Below are 14,624 nucleotides of genomic sequence, written 5' to 3'. Positions count from 1 at the left end.
CGAGCCGCCGGCTCAGCCCAGCCGTTCCAGGATGGTGACGTTGGCCTGGCCGCCGCCCTCGCACATGGTCTGCAGGCCGAACCGGCCGCCGGTGCGCTCCAGCTCGTGCAGCAGGGTGGTCATCAGGCGGGCACCGGTGGCGCCGAGCGGGTGGCCCAGCGCGATCGCGCCGCCGTTGACGTTCACCTTCTCCGGGTCCGCGCCGGTCTCGGCGGCCCAGGCGAGCACCACGGAGGCGAAGGCCTCGTTGATCTCGACGAGGTCGATGTCGTCGAGTGTGCGGCCGGCCTTCGCCAGCGCGTGCGCGGTCGCCGGGATCGGCGCGGTCAGCATCCAGACCGGGTCCGCGCCGCGCACGGAGATGTGGTCGACGCGGGCGCGTGGGGTCAGTCCGTGGGTCCGGACCGCGGCCTCGCTGGCGATCAGCAGCGCGGCCGAGCCGTCCGAGATCTGGCTCGCGGTGGCCGCCGTGACCCGCCCACCGTGCATCAGCGTCGGCAGGGAGCGGATCTTCGCCCAGTTCGGTTCGCGCGGGCCCTCGTCGGCGGTCAGGCCGAACGCGGGCACGATCTCCCGGTCGAACCGGCCCTCGGCGCGGGCCGCGATCGCCCGCTCGTGCGAACGGACCGCGAACCGCTCCATCACGTCCCGGCTCAGCGACCACTTCTCGGCGATCATCTCGGCCGAGCGGAACTGGGAGACCTCGCCGTCGCCGTAGCGCGCCCGCCAGCCCGGCGAGCCGGAGAACGGGTCGGCGAAGCCGAGCGCCTGCCCGGCGGTCATGGCGTAGGAGATCGGGATCGCGCTCATGTTCTGCACGCCACCGGCGACGACCAGGTCCGCCGTGCCCGACAGCACCGCCTGCGCCGCGAAGTGCACGGCCTGCTGGGATGAGCCGCACTGCCGGTCGACGGTCGTGCCCGGCACGTGGTCGGGCAGTCCGGCGACCAGCCAGCAGGTCCGGGCGATGTCACCGGCCTGCGGGCCGACCGCGTCGACGCATCCGAAGATGACGTCCTCGACCGCGGCCGGGTCGACGCCCGAACGCTCCATCAGGGCGCTGATCGCGGCCGCCCCCAGGTCGGCTGGGTGTACGCCCGACAGGGCGCCCCCGCGCCGCCCGACCGGGGTCCGGACCGCTTCAACGATGTAGGCCGCTGGCACGACAGGTCACGCTACCAAGCGTTTGCTTGGTAAACCACCGGTTCCCGGTCGCCAGCGGCTCAACCTCAGGTGGCGGGGAAGTAGCGATGCTCGGGGCGTCCGGTCGCGCCGTAGCGCAGCTGTAGACGAAGGAGGCCGTGGTCGGCCAGGTAGCGCAGGTAGCGCTGCGCGGTGGCGCGGCTGACTCCGACCGCGGCGGCGACCTCGACGGCCGAGACCTCGCCGGGCGCGGCCGCGACGGCGTTGCGGACCAGCTCCAGGGTCGGCGCCGAATGTCCCTTCGACGGTACCGGGATCTTCGGGACAGTCCGGCGACGCAGCATTCCGAACAGCTCGTCGACGTCCTCCTGCCTGGCATCCCCGATCTCGAGGGTGGCGATCCGCTGGCGCAGGTCCGCGTAGGAGAGCAGTCGGTCGCGCAGGTCGGCGAAACGGAATGGCTTGACCAGATAGTGGACAGCACCGAGCTGCATGGCCGTACGCACGGTGCTCACGTCGCGGGCCGCGGTGATGGCGATGAAGTCGGGTGGATCGCTCCGCTCGGCGAGGGCGCGCATGAGGGAGAGGCCGTCGCGATCTGGCAGGTATATGTCCAGAAGGATCACGTGGGGACGCAGCCTGTCGACCAGCTCCACCGCGGTCGAGGCGCTGTTCGCGGCGCCAATCGCGACGAATCCGTCCACCCTGCCGACAAACGCGGCGTGAATCCCGGCGACGCGGTAGTCGTCATCGACAATCAGCACCCGGATAGGACTGTTCCTCACGCCACGAGCACCCCTCCCGCGGATATGGTCTCGCCGCACCTCGGGAGCCGGACGTCGAAGGCCGCGCCAGGGCCCTCGGACACGTCGATGTGTCCACCGACCCGCTGGACAAGACGGTGGACGAGCGCGAGACCGAGGCCACGGCGAAGGCTTCCCCGCGCGGGCTTGGTGGAGAAGCCGTCGAGGAAGACCGACCGGCCGACGCCCTCGGGTATCCCCGGTCCGTTGTCGACCACCCGGACCCGCACGTCGTCCTCGTCCTCGAACAGGTCCACCGTGACCCGTGGGCCGACGACCGGCGGGTCCGAGCTGGACAGCGCCTCGAACGCGTTGTCGATCAGGTTTCCGATGATCGTTACCAGCGGGTCGCCGAGGTCCGGCACCTCGCCGAGCCAGGTCTCCTCACCGATCGACAGGGCGATGCCTCGCTCGCTGGCCTGGGCGGCCTTCCCGACGAGCAGCCCGACGATCAGCGGTGAGGCGATGCGAGCCGCCAGGGCGTCCCCGAACCGGGCCTCGCGGGCATGCAGCTCCGTGAGGTAGCCGAGCGCCTCGTCGGCATGGCCCAGTTCCAGCAGCCCGGCGACGGTGTGCATGCGGTTGGAGAACTCGTGCTGCTGGGCGCGCAGGGATTCGGTCAGGCCACGGACGTTGTCGAGCTCCCGCAGCAGCCCCGCCATCTCGGTGCGGTCCCGCAGCGTGACGACCGCGCCGTGTGGCCGGCCGTAGAGGGTGACGGGCATCCGGTTGACCGTGAGGCAGTAGTCGTCCGTCAGCACCACCTCGTCGGGACCGGAGATCTGGCCGGTCAGCACAGCGGCCAACCGCCCCGGCTCGACCAGCTCGTCGAGACGCCTGCCCACGCCGGCGGTTCCGATGCCGAGCAGCCGCCTGGCCTCGTCGTTGATCATCGAGACCCGCCCGCCCGGGTCGAGCGCGATCATGCCCTCCCGGATGCCGTGCAGGGTCGCCTCTCGCTCCTGGAGCAGCAGCGAGATCTCCTCCAGCTCCAGGCCGAACGTCTGACGCTTCAGGCGCCGCGCCAGCAGCCATGAGGCGACCGCGCCGCACGCGAGCGCCACGGCGAACCAGAGCGCGTAGACCGGCAGCGACCGCCACAGCGCCAGCGAGACCGAGCTCTCGCGAATGCCGGCCGACACCTCACCGACCAGCTGCCCCCGACCACCGGAGATCGGCGCCTTGCCGTTGGCGGAACGCCCGGTGCTCCCGTTGTCGATGCCGGTGTGCGTCTGGCCGTCCGTCGTCGCGATCGGCTCGCTGACCTGCTGACCGATCAGGGCCGCGATCGGGTGCGAATGCCGGACACGGTTCATGTCGATGACGACGACGTAGGAGGCCCCCGTCTCTCGGCGGATCCGCTCCGCGATCATCTCCACCCGTGTCGAGCAGGGCGGCTGCGGGGCCTCCAGGCACCCGATGACGTCGGGCACGCCCGCGGTGGTCTGCGCGATGGCCGCGGCGCGCTGCTCGTACTGCCCGTCCAGCTGGCCGCGCTCGACGCGAGCGAACAGGACGAAACCGATGAGAACCGTCGCACCGAGGATCAGCAACTGGTTGATCAGGATTCGGGTGGACAGCTTCCGGTTCATCCCGCGCGACACGGACGTCATTGTGCGGTGGATCACAGGGTCCGGCAAGGTGACCGACGGGCCCATTCATGAGCAGAACGCGCAAAACCCCGACATGCGCGCGAAACCGTGACGTCACCGAAGCGTCACTTTACGTTCGGCCAACCACAGCTGCCGACCGTGTCCGACGACACGTCGACCGAGGAGGTCAGCCGACACGATGGCCAGCAAACCCAACGCCACCGCGGGCGAAGCGTCCGCGGCCCTCGGGGGGGCCAGGATTGAACTCGACGGGGTGACCAAACGGTTCCTGGACCCCGCGGGACACGCGTTCACCGCGATCAAAGACGTGACGTTCGGGGTCGAGCCCGGACGCTTCTGCGCCGTCGTCGGACCCACCGGTTGCGGTAAGTCCACCACTCTCAGCCTGGTCAGCGGCCTGGAGAAGCCCAGCGACGGCACGATCACCGTCGACGGCCGTCCGGTACACGGGCTGACCGACGGCGTCAGCTTCATGTTCCAGGCGGATGCCCTCCTGCCATGGAAGACCGTACTTGGCAACGTCGCGCTCGGGCCGGTCCTCAACGGCCGCGGCCGGCGGCAGGCCGAGGCCACGGCGCGCGACTGGCTGCGCCGGGTCGGCCTGAGCGGCTTCGAGGACCACCACCCGCATCAGCTCTCCGGCGGCATGCGCAAGCGGGTCGCGATGGCCGCGGCGCTGATCAACGAGCCCCGCATCCTGCTGATGGACGAGCCGTTCGGCGCGCTCGACGTCCAGACCAAGGCGATCATGCAGACCGAGCTGATCACGCTGTGGGAGCAGTTGCGGCCCACCGTCGTGTTCATCACGCACGACCTGGATGAGGCCGTCGCCCTGGCCGACCAGGTCGTCGTCATGACGTCGGGCCCCGGCTCGGTCAAGACCTCCTACGACGTCGACCTGCCGCGCCCGCGTGGCGCCGTCCAGGACCTCCGGTTCGACCGGCAGTTCCTGGACGTTCAGCAGCAGATCTGGAGCTCGCTGCGGGACGAGGTCGAGGCCGCGTACGCGCGCACCGCGGCGGCGAGCGCGTGAGCACCATCGCCACGTCGGCCGCGGCCGTCCCCGCCGACGCCACGGTGGACCGAGCCTCGGCCCTGGCTCGCCGGGCACGCCGGCGCCGCCGGCTGGCCGTGTGGGGTGCGCGCCTGCTCTTCGCCGTGGTCGTCCTCGGTGGCTGGCAGCTGTTCACCAGCCTGAAGATCGTCGACCCGTTCTTCTACGGCCAGCCGACCGGGATCTGGCGGCGGACCCTCGACCTGTTCGAGCACGGCACGGAGTTCGGGTCGTTCTGGACGGACATCGCCACGACGCTCAAGGAGGCCGTGTTCGGCTTCGTCATCGGTGCCCTCGCCGGGGTCGTCCTCGGCGTCAGCCTGGGGCAGAACCATTTCCTGGCCGACGTCCTCGGGCCTTATATCAAGGTCGTCAACGCGATCCCGCGTATCGTCCTCGGTTCGATCTTCATCGTCGCGTTCGGCGTCGGGACGACCCCCAAGGTGCTGCTCGCGGCCGTGCTGGTCTTCTTCGTGGTCTTCTTCAACGCCTTCCAGGGCGTGCGCGAGGTCGACCGGACCATCCTGTCCAACGTCCGGGTGCTCGGCGCGTCGACACTGCAGATCGTCCGCCATGTGACGCTCCCGTCCGCGCTGACATGGATCATCGCGAGCCTTCACACGGCCTTCGGCTTCGCGATCGTCGGCGCGCTCGTCGGCGAGGTGCTGGGCGCGCAGCACGGTGTCGGCCTGGTGATCCGCACCTCCCAGGGCAACCTCGACCCGAACGGCGTCTTCGCCGGAATGCTCGTCGTCGCCGTCATCACCCTGGTCGCCGAGTACCTGATCACTCTGCTGGAGCACCGGGTCCTGTCCTGGCGCCCCCCGAGCCCGACGGAGAGCGCGGCCATCTGACCGCCGCCCTCCGGCACCTGCCGCACGTTCTCCCCGCCCATTCCTCGAAAGGAAGCTGACTCGCCATGCGCAGATCCGTGGCCGCCATCGCAGTCGTCGGTGCTCTCACCTTAGGAACCGTCGCCTGCTCAGGCGGCTCAGGTTCTTCCAAATCCGGCTCGGGAACGAGCACCCCGACCGTGCGCCTCATGGTCGGTGGCATCGACAAGCAGATCTACCTGCCGTACAAGCTCGCCGACCAGCTCGGCTTCTACAAGAAGTACGGCGTGAACGTCGTACTGAGCACCGAGTCCAACGGCGGCACCGGCGCCGAGGACGCGATGGCTTCCGGCCAGGTCGACATGGCCGGAGCCTGGTACAACCACACGATCGACTTCCAGGTGAAGGGCAAGGCTGTCGAGGACGTCGTGCAGCTGTCCGGCGCGCCCGGCGAACGCGAGATGTGCGGCACGAACAGCGGTGTGCACTCGGCGGCGGACTTCGCCGGAAAGACGCTGGGAGTCACCGACCTCGGCTCCGGCACTGATTCGCTCACGAAATTCCTGGCGGCGCAGAAGGGCCTCAAGTCCGCGGACTTCCACCGCCTCGCCGTCGGAGCCGGATCCATCGCGATCGCCGCGGTCAAGAGTGGCTCCGCCGCCTGTGTCATGACCACCCAGCCGACGGTCACCGCGATGCAGAAGCTGGGGATCGCCTACTCGGCGATCGACCTGGCGACGACCTCCGGCGCGACCACCGCGCTCGGTGGCGCCTGGCCCGCCGCGGGTGTCATCGCCCTCACCAGCTGGGTCAACAGCCACAGGGACGCGACGCAGCGGGTCGTCGACGCACTCGTGGCGACCATGCACTGGATCAACACCCACACCGCGACGGACATCGCCAACGCCCTGCCACCGGCCTACGTCCAGAACAGTGTCATCTCCAAGGCGGACTACATCAGCGCGCTGAGCCAGGACAAGGGCCAGTTCCTGCCGGACGGGATCATGCCAGCGGGCGGCCCGAAGACCGTGCTGGCAATGGAGGAGCTGATCGGGTCGGCCACATCATCGGTCGACCTGTCGACGACGTTCACCAACGACTTCGCGATCCAGGCGAACAAGGTGGGTGGCTTCAGCACGACCACCACGCCCGCCGGCGCCCAGGGCTGAGCCCGGCCCGGGAGACCCGCGGCGGCTCCGGAGCTGATCCGGAGCCGCCGCGCGGCTGTGCGGTGCGACCCAACGATCGCGGCTACGGCCCGGCCGCCAGCGCCTGCTCGGTATTTGCGGAACATATGGAGCCGCCCGAGACTGGTGGGCATGGCTTCCGCGACCGTCCCCGTCGGCCCGACGACGGCCGGGCGAGCCGCACCCCGGAGCACCGCCGGGGCAGGCGGCGCGGACCCGCCCGTCCTGCGCGCCTTCGTAGCCGGTTGTCCGGTCGACGCGGGCCCGAGCTGGGACAACGTCGACCCGGTCGACGGCTCGGTCCGCTCCCGGGTGCAGGAGTCCGGCAAGGATCTGGTCGACCGGGCGGTCCTGGCGGCCCGGGCCGCGCTCGACGGACCGTGGGGCGCGCTGTCGGTCGCCCAGCGGACCGGGCTGATGCGCAAGGTCGCGGACCGGATCGAGGCCCGGTTCGAGGAGTTCGTGCTGGCCGAGAGCGGCGACACCGGCAAGCCGCTGGCCCAGGCCCGCGAGCTGGACGTGGCCCGCGCGGTCGCGAACTTCCGGGCCTTCGCCGACACGGTCGCGGCCGCCGGGGCGCCGAGCTACCTGACCGACCTCGCGGGCGGGAAGCAGGCGCTGAACTACGCCGTCCGCAAGCCGCTCGGCGTCGTCGCCGTGATCGTCCCGTGGAACCTGCCGCTGCTGCTGCTGACCTGGAAGGTCGCGCCGGCGCTGGCCTGCGGGAACGCCGTCGTGGTCAAGCCGAGCGAGTGGACGCCGACGACGGCGACGCTGCTGGCCGAGGTGCTCGCCGAGGCGGGCGTGCCGGACGGCGTCTACAACGTGGTGCACGGCTTCGGGCCGGGGTCGGCGGGACAGTTCCTCACCGAGCATCCCGGCGTCGACGGGGTGACGTTCACCGGCTCGTCGGCGACCGGGTCGGCGATCATGCGGACGGTCGCGCCGCGGGTGCGGCCGGTGTCGTTCGAGCTGGGCGGCAAGAACGCGGCGGTCGTGTTCGCGGACGCCGACCTGGAGCTGACGCTCGCCGGGCTGACCCGCTCGGTGTTCGCGAACACCGGCCAGGTCTGCCTGTGCACGGAGCGGGTCTACGTCGAACGGCCGGTCTTCGACGACGTCGTGGCCGGGCTGGTCAAGCAGGCGGAGGCGCTGCGGCTCGGCCGACCGGACGACCCGGCGACCACCACCGGACCGCTGATCTCCACCGAGCACCGGGAGAGGGTGCTCGGGTACTACCGGCTCGCCGAGGAGCAGGGGGCCCGGGTGCTGGTCGGCGGCGGGGTCCCGGCGCTGGGTGACGGCCTGGACGGCGGGTCGTGGATCTCGCCGACGCTGTGGACCGGGCTGACGAACGCGGACGCGCCGCTGCGCCAGGAGATCTTCGGGCCGTGCGCGGCCATCGTCCCGTTCGACACCGAGGACGAGGCGGTCCGGCTCGCGAACGACACCGACTACGGGCTGGCCTCGGTGGTCTGGACGACGAACCTGTCGCGCGGGCACCGGGTGGCGCAGCGGATGCGGGTCGGGCTGTCGTGGGTGAACACCTGGTTCCTGCGGGACCTGCGCTCGCCCTTCGGCGGCGTCGGCCTGTCCGGGATCGGCCGCGAGGGCGGCGAGCACTCGCTGGACTTCTACACCGAGCTGACCAACGTCTGTGTGGCGCTGTGAAGCCGATCGAGGAGACGGCTGGCTATCTCGATGACGCGCGGCTGCGGGTCACGGCGGTGCCGCAGCTGCCGGCTGGGCTGGAGCTGGCCGACGCCTACCGGATCCAGCGGGCCGTCGTCGGCCGGCGGCTGGCGCGCGGTGAGCGGCTGGTCGGCACGAAGCTCGGGATGACGAGCCGGGCGAAGATGGAGCAAATGGGGATCTCCGAGATCATCTGCGGCCAGCTCACCGACGCGATGATGGTGCCCGACGGCGGCTCGGTGGACCTGACGACGCTGATCCATCCGCGGGTGGAGCCGGAGGTGGCCTTCCGGCTCGCCCGGGACGTCGACCTGAGCGACCCGGACGTGGACATCGTGGCCTGCACCGGCGGGGTCGCGGCGGCGCTGGAGATCATCGACTCGCGGTACGCGGACTTCCGGTTCAGCCTGCCGGACGTCGTCGCGGACAACACCTCGGCCGCGTTCTTCGTCGTCGGGACGTGGCGCCCGCCGATGCACGAGTCGTGGCGGCAGACACTCGGCGCGCTGTCGGTCCAGCTGTTCGCCGGCGACGAGACCGTCGAGGCGGGGTCCACGAGGGAGATCCTCGGGCATCCGCTGAACGCGCTGCGGGCCCTGGTCCCACTCGCCCGTCAGTACGGGTTCCCACTGAGCGCCGGGCAGGTGATCCTCGCCGGCGCCGCGACGGCGGCCGTGCCGCTGCGGGCCGGCCCGGTGCGCGTCGAGATCTTCGGCCTCGGCACCGCGAGCGTGCGCGCCAGGGCAGGGAACGAGGGCGGGGCCGATGGCTGAGACCTCCGGCTCGGCCAGGGTGGTCCCCGGGACGGCGACGCCACGGGGGCGGTTCCCGCATGTGAGGCGAGCGGGCGACCTCGTCTACCTGTCCGGGACGTCCTCGCGGCGGCCCGACAACACGTTCGTCGGCGCGGCGGTCGACCCGTTGGGAACGACGTCGCTGGACATCCGGGCCCAGACCAGAGCCGTGATCGAGAACCTGGGCGCACTGCTCGCTGAAGTCGGGGCCGGACTGGCCGATCTCGTGGACGTCACGGCCTACCTGGTCAGCATGAACGACTTCGGCGGCTACAACGAGGTCTGGGCCGAGTTCTTCGACGAGACCGGGCCGACCCGGACGACGGTCGCCGTCCACCAGCTCCCGCACCCGTTGTTGCTGATCGAGATGCAGGCCGTCGCGTACGTGCCGAGAAGGGCCGAGCCATGAGCCTCTCCCAGCCGATCAACCTCGGCGCCTGGATCGAGGAGAACCAGCACCTGCTCAGGCCACCGGTCGGCAACAAGACGCTCGTGGTCGGGGACGACTACATCGTCCAGGTCGTCGGCGGCCCGAACGCCCGCACCGACTACCACGTCGACCCGTACGAGGAGTGGTTCCACCAGATCAGAGGCTCGATGCACGTCAACGTCATCGACGAGGACGGCAGCCCGCGGCGCATCGACATCCGGGCGGGCGAGACCTGGCTGCTGCCCCGGGGAGTGCCGCACTCGCCGCAGCGACCGGAGGCGGGCTCCGTCGGGCTGGTCGTGGAGCGGATCCGGGAGGAGGGGCTGCTGGAGAAGTTCCAGTGGTACTGCCCGGACTGCGCGGCCCTGGTGCACGAGACGGAATTGCAGGTACGCGACATCGTCAAGGACCTGCCACCGGTGTTCAGCGCGTTCTACGCCGACGAAGCTGCCCGGACCTGCCCGAAGTGCGGCACCGTGCACCCCGGAAGGGGCTGACGCCGGCCCATGCGACCCGCCCAATCCCAGGCTACCGAGTCCCCGGCCGCCGAGCCTCCAACCCCGGGCGTCGAGGTGATCGACGTCCACACCCACTACGTGCCGCACGGCTGGCCGGACCTCGGCCCGGACACGCCGACCGCCCGGTTCGAGACCGAGGCCGAAGTCATGATCATGCTGGCCGGCAGGGAGTTCCGCCGGGTGGCGTCGGACTGCTGGGACGCCGAGATCCGGCTGGCCGACATGGACGCCGACGGGGTGGCGCGGCAGGTCGTCTCCCCCACCCCGGTCTTCTTCTCCTACGCCCACGACGTCGCCCAGGCCACGAAGATCGCGCACATCCTCAACGACCTGGCGCTGGAGATCTGCGCGCCGGCGCCCGGGCGGCTGCTGCCGATGTGCCAGGTGCCGCTGCAGGACCCGGACGCGGCCTGCGCCGAGCTGGAGCGCTGCCTGGCCGCCGGCCACGTCGGGGTCGAGATCGGCAACCACGTCGGCGACCACGACCTCGACAACGAGGGCGTCGTGACGTTCCTGCAGCACGCGGCGGCGCTCGGCGCGCCGGTCTTCGTGCACCCGTGGGACATGCCGACCTCACCGCGGCTCGACCGGTGGATGGCGCAGTGGCTGGTCGGGATGCCGTCCGAGACGCACCTGTCGATCCTCGCGATGATCCTCGGCGGGGTCTTCGACCGGGTCGACGAGGGCCTGCGGATCTGCTTCGCCCACGGCGGCGGCTCGTTCGCCTTCTGGCTCGGCCGCCTCGGCAACGCCTGGCACCGGCGGGGCGACGTGATCGGCACGTCCGAGCTGCACCCCGAGCATTACCTCGGCCGGTTCTACGTCGACTCGGTGGTCTTCGACGCCGGCGCGCTGCGGCTGCTCGTCGACACGATCGGCGCCGACCGGGTCGTCGTCGGCAGCGACTACCCCTACCCGCTCGGCGAACGCCCCGCCGGCTCGGTCGTCCACGCGGCCGACTTCCTCGACGCCGCCACCCGCGCCAGGCTGCTCGCCGGCAACGCACGCGACTTCCTGGGGCTCGCCGGACCCACAGCCGCGCCGGCCACCGCACCCGCCGCCGCGGGCGCGGGCCTGGTTGAGGGGCTCGGGTGACGGGCCCGCTCACCCTGGTCGGCCGGGAAAGCCAGGCGCTGGAGCTGGACACGAACGATCCGCTGCCGACCCGCCGGGACGAGTTCCACCTGCCGCCGCACGCGGGCGGGACGGCGGCCTACTTCGCCGGGAACTCACTCGGGCTACAGCCGAAGGCGCTGCGGGCCCGGCTCGGCGAGGAGCTGGACGACTGGGCCCGGCTCGGCGTCGAGGGGCATCTGGAGGCCCGCCGGCCCTGGCTGCCCTACCACGAGCTGGCCCGGGAGCCGGCCGCGCGCCTGGTCGGGGCGCTGCCGCGCGAGGTCGTCGTGATGAACTCCCTGACCGTCAACCTGCACCTGCTGATGGTCAGCTTCTACCGGCCGACCCCCGACCGGCACCGGATCGTCATCGAGGACAGCGCGTTCCCGTCGGACAGCTACGCGGTCCGGTCGCAGGCCGCGTTCCACGGCTACGACCCGGACGAGGCGGTCGTCCGGCTGGCACCGCGGCCCGGCGAGGCCGCCCTGCGCTCCGAGGACGTCGTCGCCTGCCTGGCCGAGCAGGGGGCGGGCGTCGCGCTCGTGCTGCTCGGCGCCGTCAACTACTACAGCGGCGAACTCCTCGACGTCGCCGCGATCTCCGCCGCCGCCCACGCGGCGGGCGCCGTCGCCGGCTGGGACCTCGCCCATGCCGCCGGCAACGTCGAGTTGCGGCTGCACGACGCGGGCGCCGACTGGGCCGCCTGGTGCTCGTACAAGTACCTCAACGCGGGGCCGGGCTCGCTCGCCGGTGCCTTCGTCCACGAGCGGCACCTGGCCGACCGGTCGCTGCCGAAGCTCGCCGGCTGGTGGTCGACCGACCCGGCGAGTCGCTTCCAGATGGCGCCGACGGTCACGCCCGTGGACTCGGCCGACTCCTGGCAGCTGTCCAACCCGCCGATCCTCGCGCTGGCGCCGGTGCTGCTCTCGCTGGAGATGTTCGACCAGACCGGCCTGCCGGCGCTACGGGCCAAGAGCGTGCGGCTGACGGCCTACCTGGAGTCGCTGCTCGACGAGGTCTGCGCGTCACGGTCTGTCGAGATCATCACCCCGCGCGAGCCGGAACGCCGGGGCGCCCAGCTCTCGGTCCGCGTCCACGGCCACGACGTCGGCCCGCTCACCGAGCGGCTGCGCCACGACCACGGCGTCCTGGCCGACGCCCGGCGCCCCGACGTGATCCGGCTGGCCCCCGCGCCGCTGTACTGCACGTTCCACGACTGCTGGCGGGCCGCCGGCGCGCTCGCGGCGGTGCTCGATGCCTGAGCGGGCCCACGCCGGCGACCCGCGGGAGCCGCGGCGCGTCGTGATCATCGGAGCCGGCCTGGCCGGCTGCCTGCTGGCGACCCTGCTCGGGCGCCGCGGCCTGGATGTGGTCGTCTACGAGCGGCGTGAGGATCCCCGCGCCGCGCCGCCGGAACGCGGGCGTTCGATCAACCTGGCCATCTCCGCGCGTGGGCTGGCCGCGCTCGACCAGGTCGGGCTGCGGGAGCAGGCCCTGTCCCGGGCGCTGCCGATGCACGGGCGGATGGTGCACGACCAGGCCGGCGGGCGCAGCTTCCGGCCGTACAGCGCCGACGGCCGCCGGGCGATCAACTCGATCAGCCGCGCCGAGCTGAACCTCGCGCTGCTCGACGTCGCGGCGAAGACGCCCGGGGTGAACGTGTCGTTCGGCTGCCGGCTGACCCAGCTGGATCTCGACACCGGCGAGCTGCGGTTCGACACCGACGAGGGGCCGCGGTTGGCCAGGGCGGACCTCGTGCTGGCCTGCGACGGCGCGTTCAGCGCGGCCCGGCGCGCGGTCACGTTCCGGCCAGGCTTCACGTTCGGCCAGGACTATCTCGACCACCGGTACAAGGAGCTGACGATCCCGGCCCGGGACGGCGAGTTCGCGCTGGACCCGGACGCGCTGCATATCTGGCCGCGCGGGGAGTCGATGATGATCGCCCTTCCGAACCTGGACCGGTCCTTCACCTGCACCCTGTTCTGGACGGCCGAGCAGTTCGCGGCGCTGCGGACCCCCGCACAGATCGTCGACCATTTCCGCGCGCACTATCCCGATGTCGTCGGGCTGGCGCCGGACCTGGTCGAGGACTACCAGCGCAACCCGCTCGGCTCGCTGGCGACGATCCGCGCCTGGCCGTGGGTGCACAGCGGTACGAGCGTGGGCGCGGGCGTGGCCACGACTCTGGCGCTCGTCGGCGACGCGGCGCACGCCATCGTGCCGTTCTTCGGCCAGGGCGCGAACTGCGCGTTCGAGGACTGCGTCGAGATCGACCGCTGCCTGGCCGAGTCCGGCGACGACTGGCCCGCGGCGCTGGCCGCGTACGAACGCCGCCGCAAGGCGAACTGCGACGCGATCGCCGAGATGGCCCTGGACAACTTCGTCGAGATGCGCGACCGGGTGAGCTCGAAGGTCTTCCAGGCCAAGGTCGCGGCCGAGCACTGGCTGGAACGCCGGCTGCCCGGCCGGTTCGTCTCCCGCTACGAACTGGTCAGCTTCACCACGATGCCCTACGCCGAGATCCCGGACCGGATGCGCCGCCAGACGCGGCTCACGGCGCTCGCCGCCGCCGGGATCGCGGGCCTCGGGGCCGGGGTCCTCCGAGTCGGGGCCCTCACCAGCCGCGGCCGGCGCCGATGACCGGCCCGAGCGGGTCCAGCCAGGACGCGGACGAGCTCACCTACGGCACCTACCTGCACCTCGACGAGTTGCTCGCGGCCCAGCACCCGCGCACCGACGAGCACGACGAACTGCTGTTCGTCGTGATCCACCAGGTGTACGAGCTGTGGTTCAAGCAGATCCTGCACGAGCTGGCCCTGCTGCAGCGGCGGCTGGAAGCCGGGGACGGCGTCGGCGCCATGCACACCGCCGGGCGGGTCGCGAAGATCCTCAAGACGGTCGTCGGGCAGCTGGACGTCCTGGAGACGATGACCCCGCGCCAGTTCGCGAGCTTCCGCCCCGAGCTCGGCTCGTCCAGCGGGTTCCAGTCGTCCCAGTTCCGCTGGATCGAGGCGACACTCGGCCGCCGCGACTTCCCCCACCCCAGCGGCGACGCCACCCTCGACGCGATCGTGGGCCGCCGGTCGGTCTTCGCCTCGCTGCTGCGTTACCTGGCCACCGCCGGCTGGCAGCTCCCCGCCGAGATCCTGGACCGGGATCCGAGCGAGGCCTGGCCGGGCGACGACGCGGTCCAGGCCGCCCTCCTGGAGGTCTACCAGGACGAACGCGCCGCCCCCGCCGGTGTGTGCGAGGCCCTTGTCGACATCGACGAGGGAATCCAGGAATGGCGCTACCGCCACGTCAAGATGGTCGAACGGATCATCGGCGCCCGGGCCGGCACCGGCGGCTCGGCCGGCAGCGCCTACCTGCGCTCGACCCTCTTTCGCCCCAGCTTCCCCGACCTCTGGCAGGTCCGGTCCCGGCCCTGACCGGCTACACCGC

The 14,624-nt window shown here is 71.6% G+C and carries 14 protein-coding genes; 11 read left to right on the top strand and 3 right to left on the bottom strand.

Going from position 1 to position 14,624, the window contains the following annotated elements:
- Positions 1–12: 12 nt before the first annotated feature.
- The 3 genes from FRAEUI1C_RS06265 to FRAEUI1C_RS06255 all read right to left on the bottom strand — a co-directional run bounded on the left by FRAEUI1C_RS06265 (position 13) and on the right by FRAEUI1C_RS06255 (position 3,559).
- Positions 13–1,164, bottom strand: a complete 1,152-nt coding sequence (locus FRAEUI1C_RS06265; protein ID WP_013422445.1) for an acetyl-CoA C-acetyltransferase — start codon at positions 1,162–1,164, stop codon at positions 13–15.
- Positions 1,165–1,229: 65 nt separating this feature from the next.
- The gene (locus tag FRAEUI1C_RS06260; RefSeq protein ID WP_013422444.1) at positions 1,230–1,928 is read right to left on the bottom strand and encodes a response regulator; all 699 of its coding nucleotides are present in this window, start codon (positions 1,926–1,928) and stop codon (positions 1,230–1,232) included.
- Positions 1,925–3,559 carry a sensor histidine kinase gene (locus FRAEUI1C_RS06255; protein WP_438270017.1) on the bottom strand — a complete coding sequence of 545 codons (1,635 nt, stop codon included), beginning with the start codon at positions 3,557–3,559 and terminating at the stop codon, positions 1,925–1,927. Before FRAEUI1C_RS06255 ends, FRAEUI1C_RS06260 begins: the two co-directional genes overlap by 4 nt.
- 178 nt (positions 3,560–3,737) lie before the next feature.
- On the opposite strand from FRAEUI1C_RS06255, the gene FRAEUI1C_RS06250 reads away from it, so the two are divergent.
- The 11 genes from FRAEUI1C_RS06250 to FRAEUI1C_RS06200 all read left to right on the top strand — a co-directional run bounded on the left by FRAEUI1C_RS06250 (position 3,738) and on the right by FRAEUI1C_RS06200 (position 14,611).
- Entirely contained in the window at positions 3,738–4,592 is an 855-nt protein-coding gene (locus tag FRAEUI1C_RS06250; RefSeq protein ID WP_013422442.1) for an ABC transporter ATP-binding protein, read from the top strand.
- Complete coding sequence (locus tag FRAEUI1C_RS06245) at positions 4,589–5,467, top strand: ABC transporter permease (protein ID WP_013422441.1); 879 nt, start codon at positions 4,589–4,591, stop codon at positions 5,465–5,467. Before FRAEUI1C_RS06250 ends, FRAEUI1C_RS06245 begins: the two co-directional genes overlap by 4 nt.
- A 188-nt stretch (positions 5,468–5,655) precedes the next feature.
- Entirely contained in the window at positions 5,656–6,615 is a 960-nt protein-coding gene (locus FRAEUI1C_RS06240) for an ABC transporter substrate-binding protein (protein ID WP_198318716.1), read from the top strand.
- A gap of 150 nt (positions 6,616–6,765) precedes the next feature.
- Positions 6,766–8,304: a 2-hydroxymuconic semialdehyde dehydrogenase gene (locus FRAEUI1C_RS06235; RefSeq protein ID WP_013422439.1), complete on the top strand. Its 1,539-nt coding sequence runs from the start codon at positions 6,766–6,768 to the stop codon at positions 8,302–8,304.
- Positions 8,301–9,098, top strand: coding sequence for a 2-keto-4-pentenoate hydratase (locus FRAEUI1C_RS06230; RefSeq protein ID WP_013422438.1), 798 nt, complete (start codon positions 8,301–8,303; stop codon positions 9,096–9,098). Before FRAEUI1C_RS06235 ends, FRAEUI1C_RS06230 begins: the two co-directional genes overlap by 4 nt.
- Positions 9,091–9,528, top strand: a complete 438-nt coding sequence (locus FRAEUI1C_RS06225) for a RidA family protein (protein WP_013422437.1) — start codon at positions 9,091–9,093, stop codon at positions 9,526–9,528. The genes FRAEUI1C_RS06230 and FRAEUI1C_RS06225 overlap by 8 nt, the downstream gene beginning before the upstream one ends.
- Positions 9,525–10,046: a 3-hydroxyanthranilate 3,4-dioxygenase gene (locus FRAEUI1C_RS06220; RefSeq protein ID WP_013422436.1), complete on the top strand. Its 522-nt coding sequence runs from the start codon at positions 9,525–9,527 to the stop codon at positions 10,044–10,046. The genes FRAEUI1C_RS06225 and FRAEUI1C_RS06220 overlap by 4 nt, the downstream gene beginning before the upstream one ends.
- 9 nt (positions 10,047–10,055) lie before the next feature.
- Positions 10,056–11,162, top strand: coding sequence for an amidohydrolase family protein (locus tag FRAEUI1C_RS06215; RefSeq protein WP_013422435.1), 1,107 nt, complete (start codon positions 10,056–10,058; stop codon positions 11,160–11,162).
- Positions 11,159–12,445 carry a kynureninase gene (kynU, locus tag FRAEUI1C_RS06210; RefSeq protein WP_013422434.1) on the top strand — a complete coding sequence of 429 codons (1,287 nt, stop codon included), beginning with the start codon at positions 11,159–11,161 and terminating at the stop codon, positions 12,443–12,445. The genes FRAEUI1C_RS06215 and kynU overlap by 4 nt, the downstream gene beginning before the upstream one ends.
- Positions 12,438–13,823: an FAD-dependent oxidoreductase gene (locus FRAEUI1C_RS06205; RefSeq protein ID WP_013422433.1), complete on the top strand. Its 1,386-nt coding sequence runs from the start codon at positions 12,438–12,440 to the stop codon at positions 13,821–13,823. The genes kynU and FRAEUI1C_RS06205 overlap by 8 nt, the downstream gene beginning before the upstream one ends.
- Positions 13,820–14,611, top strand: a complete 792-nt coding sequence (locus FRAEUI1C_RS06200; RefSeq protein WP_013422432.1) for a tryptophan 2,3-dioxygenase — start codon at positions 13,820–13,822, stop codon at positions 14,609–14,611. Before FRAEUI1C_RS06205 ends, FRAEUI1C_RS06200 begins: the two co-directional genes overlap by 4 nt.
- Positions 14,612–14,624: the final 13 nt, after the last annotated feature.

It is taken from the genome of Pseudofrankia inefficax (assembly GCF_000166135.1).
Taxonomy (GTDB): Bacteria; Actinomycetota; Actinomycetes; order Frankiales; family Frankiaceae; genus Pseudofrankia; species Pseudofrankia inefficax.
Note: the sequence above shows the minus strand (reverse complement) of the source record. Positions and strands in the feature narration are given on the sequence as shown.

What these genes read in the sequence shown, in the direction of transcription:
- FRAEUI1C_RS06255 (WP_438270017.1), bottom strand. Translation starts at nt 3,559, where the DNA reads ATGACGTCCGTGTCGCGCGGGATGAACCGGAAGCTGTCCACCCGAATC.
- FRAEUI1C_RS06250 (WP_013422442.1), top strand. Translation starts at nt 3,738, where the DNA reads ATGGCCAGCAAACCCAACGCCACCGCGGGCGAAGCGTCCGCGGCCCTC.
- FRAEUI1C_RS06240 (WP_198318716.1), top strand. Translation starts at nt 5,656, where the DNA reads ATGGTCGGTGGCATCGACAAGCAGATCTACCTGCCGTACAAGCTCGCC.
- FRAEUI1C_RS06235 (WP_013422439.1), top strand. Translation starts at nt 6,766, where the DNA reads ATGGCTTCCGCGACCGTCCCCGTCGGCCCGACGACGGCCGGGCGAGCC.
- FRAEUI1C_RS06225 (WP_013422437.1), top strand. Translation starts at nt 9,091, where the DNA reads ATGGCTGAGACCTCCGGCTCGGCCAGGGTGGTCCCCGGGACGGCGACG.
- FRAEUI1C_RS06220 (WP_013422436.1), top strand. Translation starts at nt 9,525, where the DNA reads ATGAGCCTCTCCCAGCCGATCAACCTCGGCGCCTGGATCGAGGAGAAC.
- FRAEUI1C_RS06215 (WP_013422435.1), top strand. Translation starts at nt 10,056, where the DNA reads ATGCGACCCGCCCAATCCCAGGCTACCGAGTCCCCGGCCGCCGAGCCT.
- FRAEUI1C_RS06205 (WP_013422433.1), top strand. Translation starts at nt 12,438, where the DNA reads ATGCCTGAGCGGGCCCACGCCGGCGACCCGCGGGAGCCGCGGCGCGTC.
- FRAEUI1C_RS06200 (WP_013422432.1), top strand. Translation starts at nt 13,820, where the DNA reads ATGACCGGCCCGAGCGGGTCCAGCCAGGACGCGGACGAGCTCACCTAC.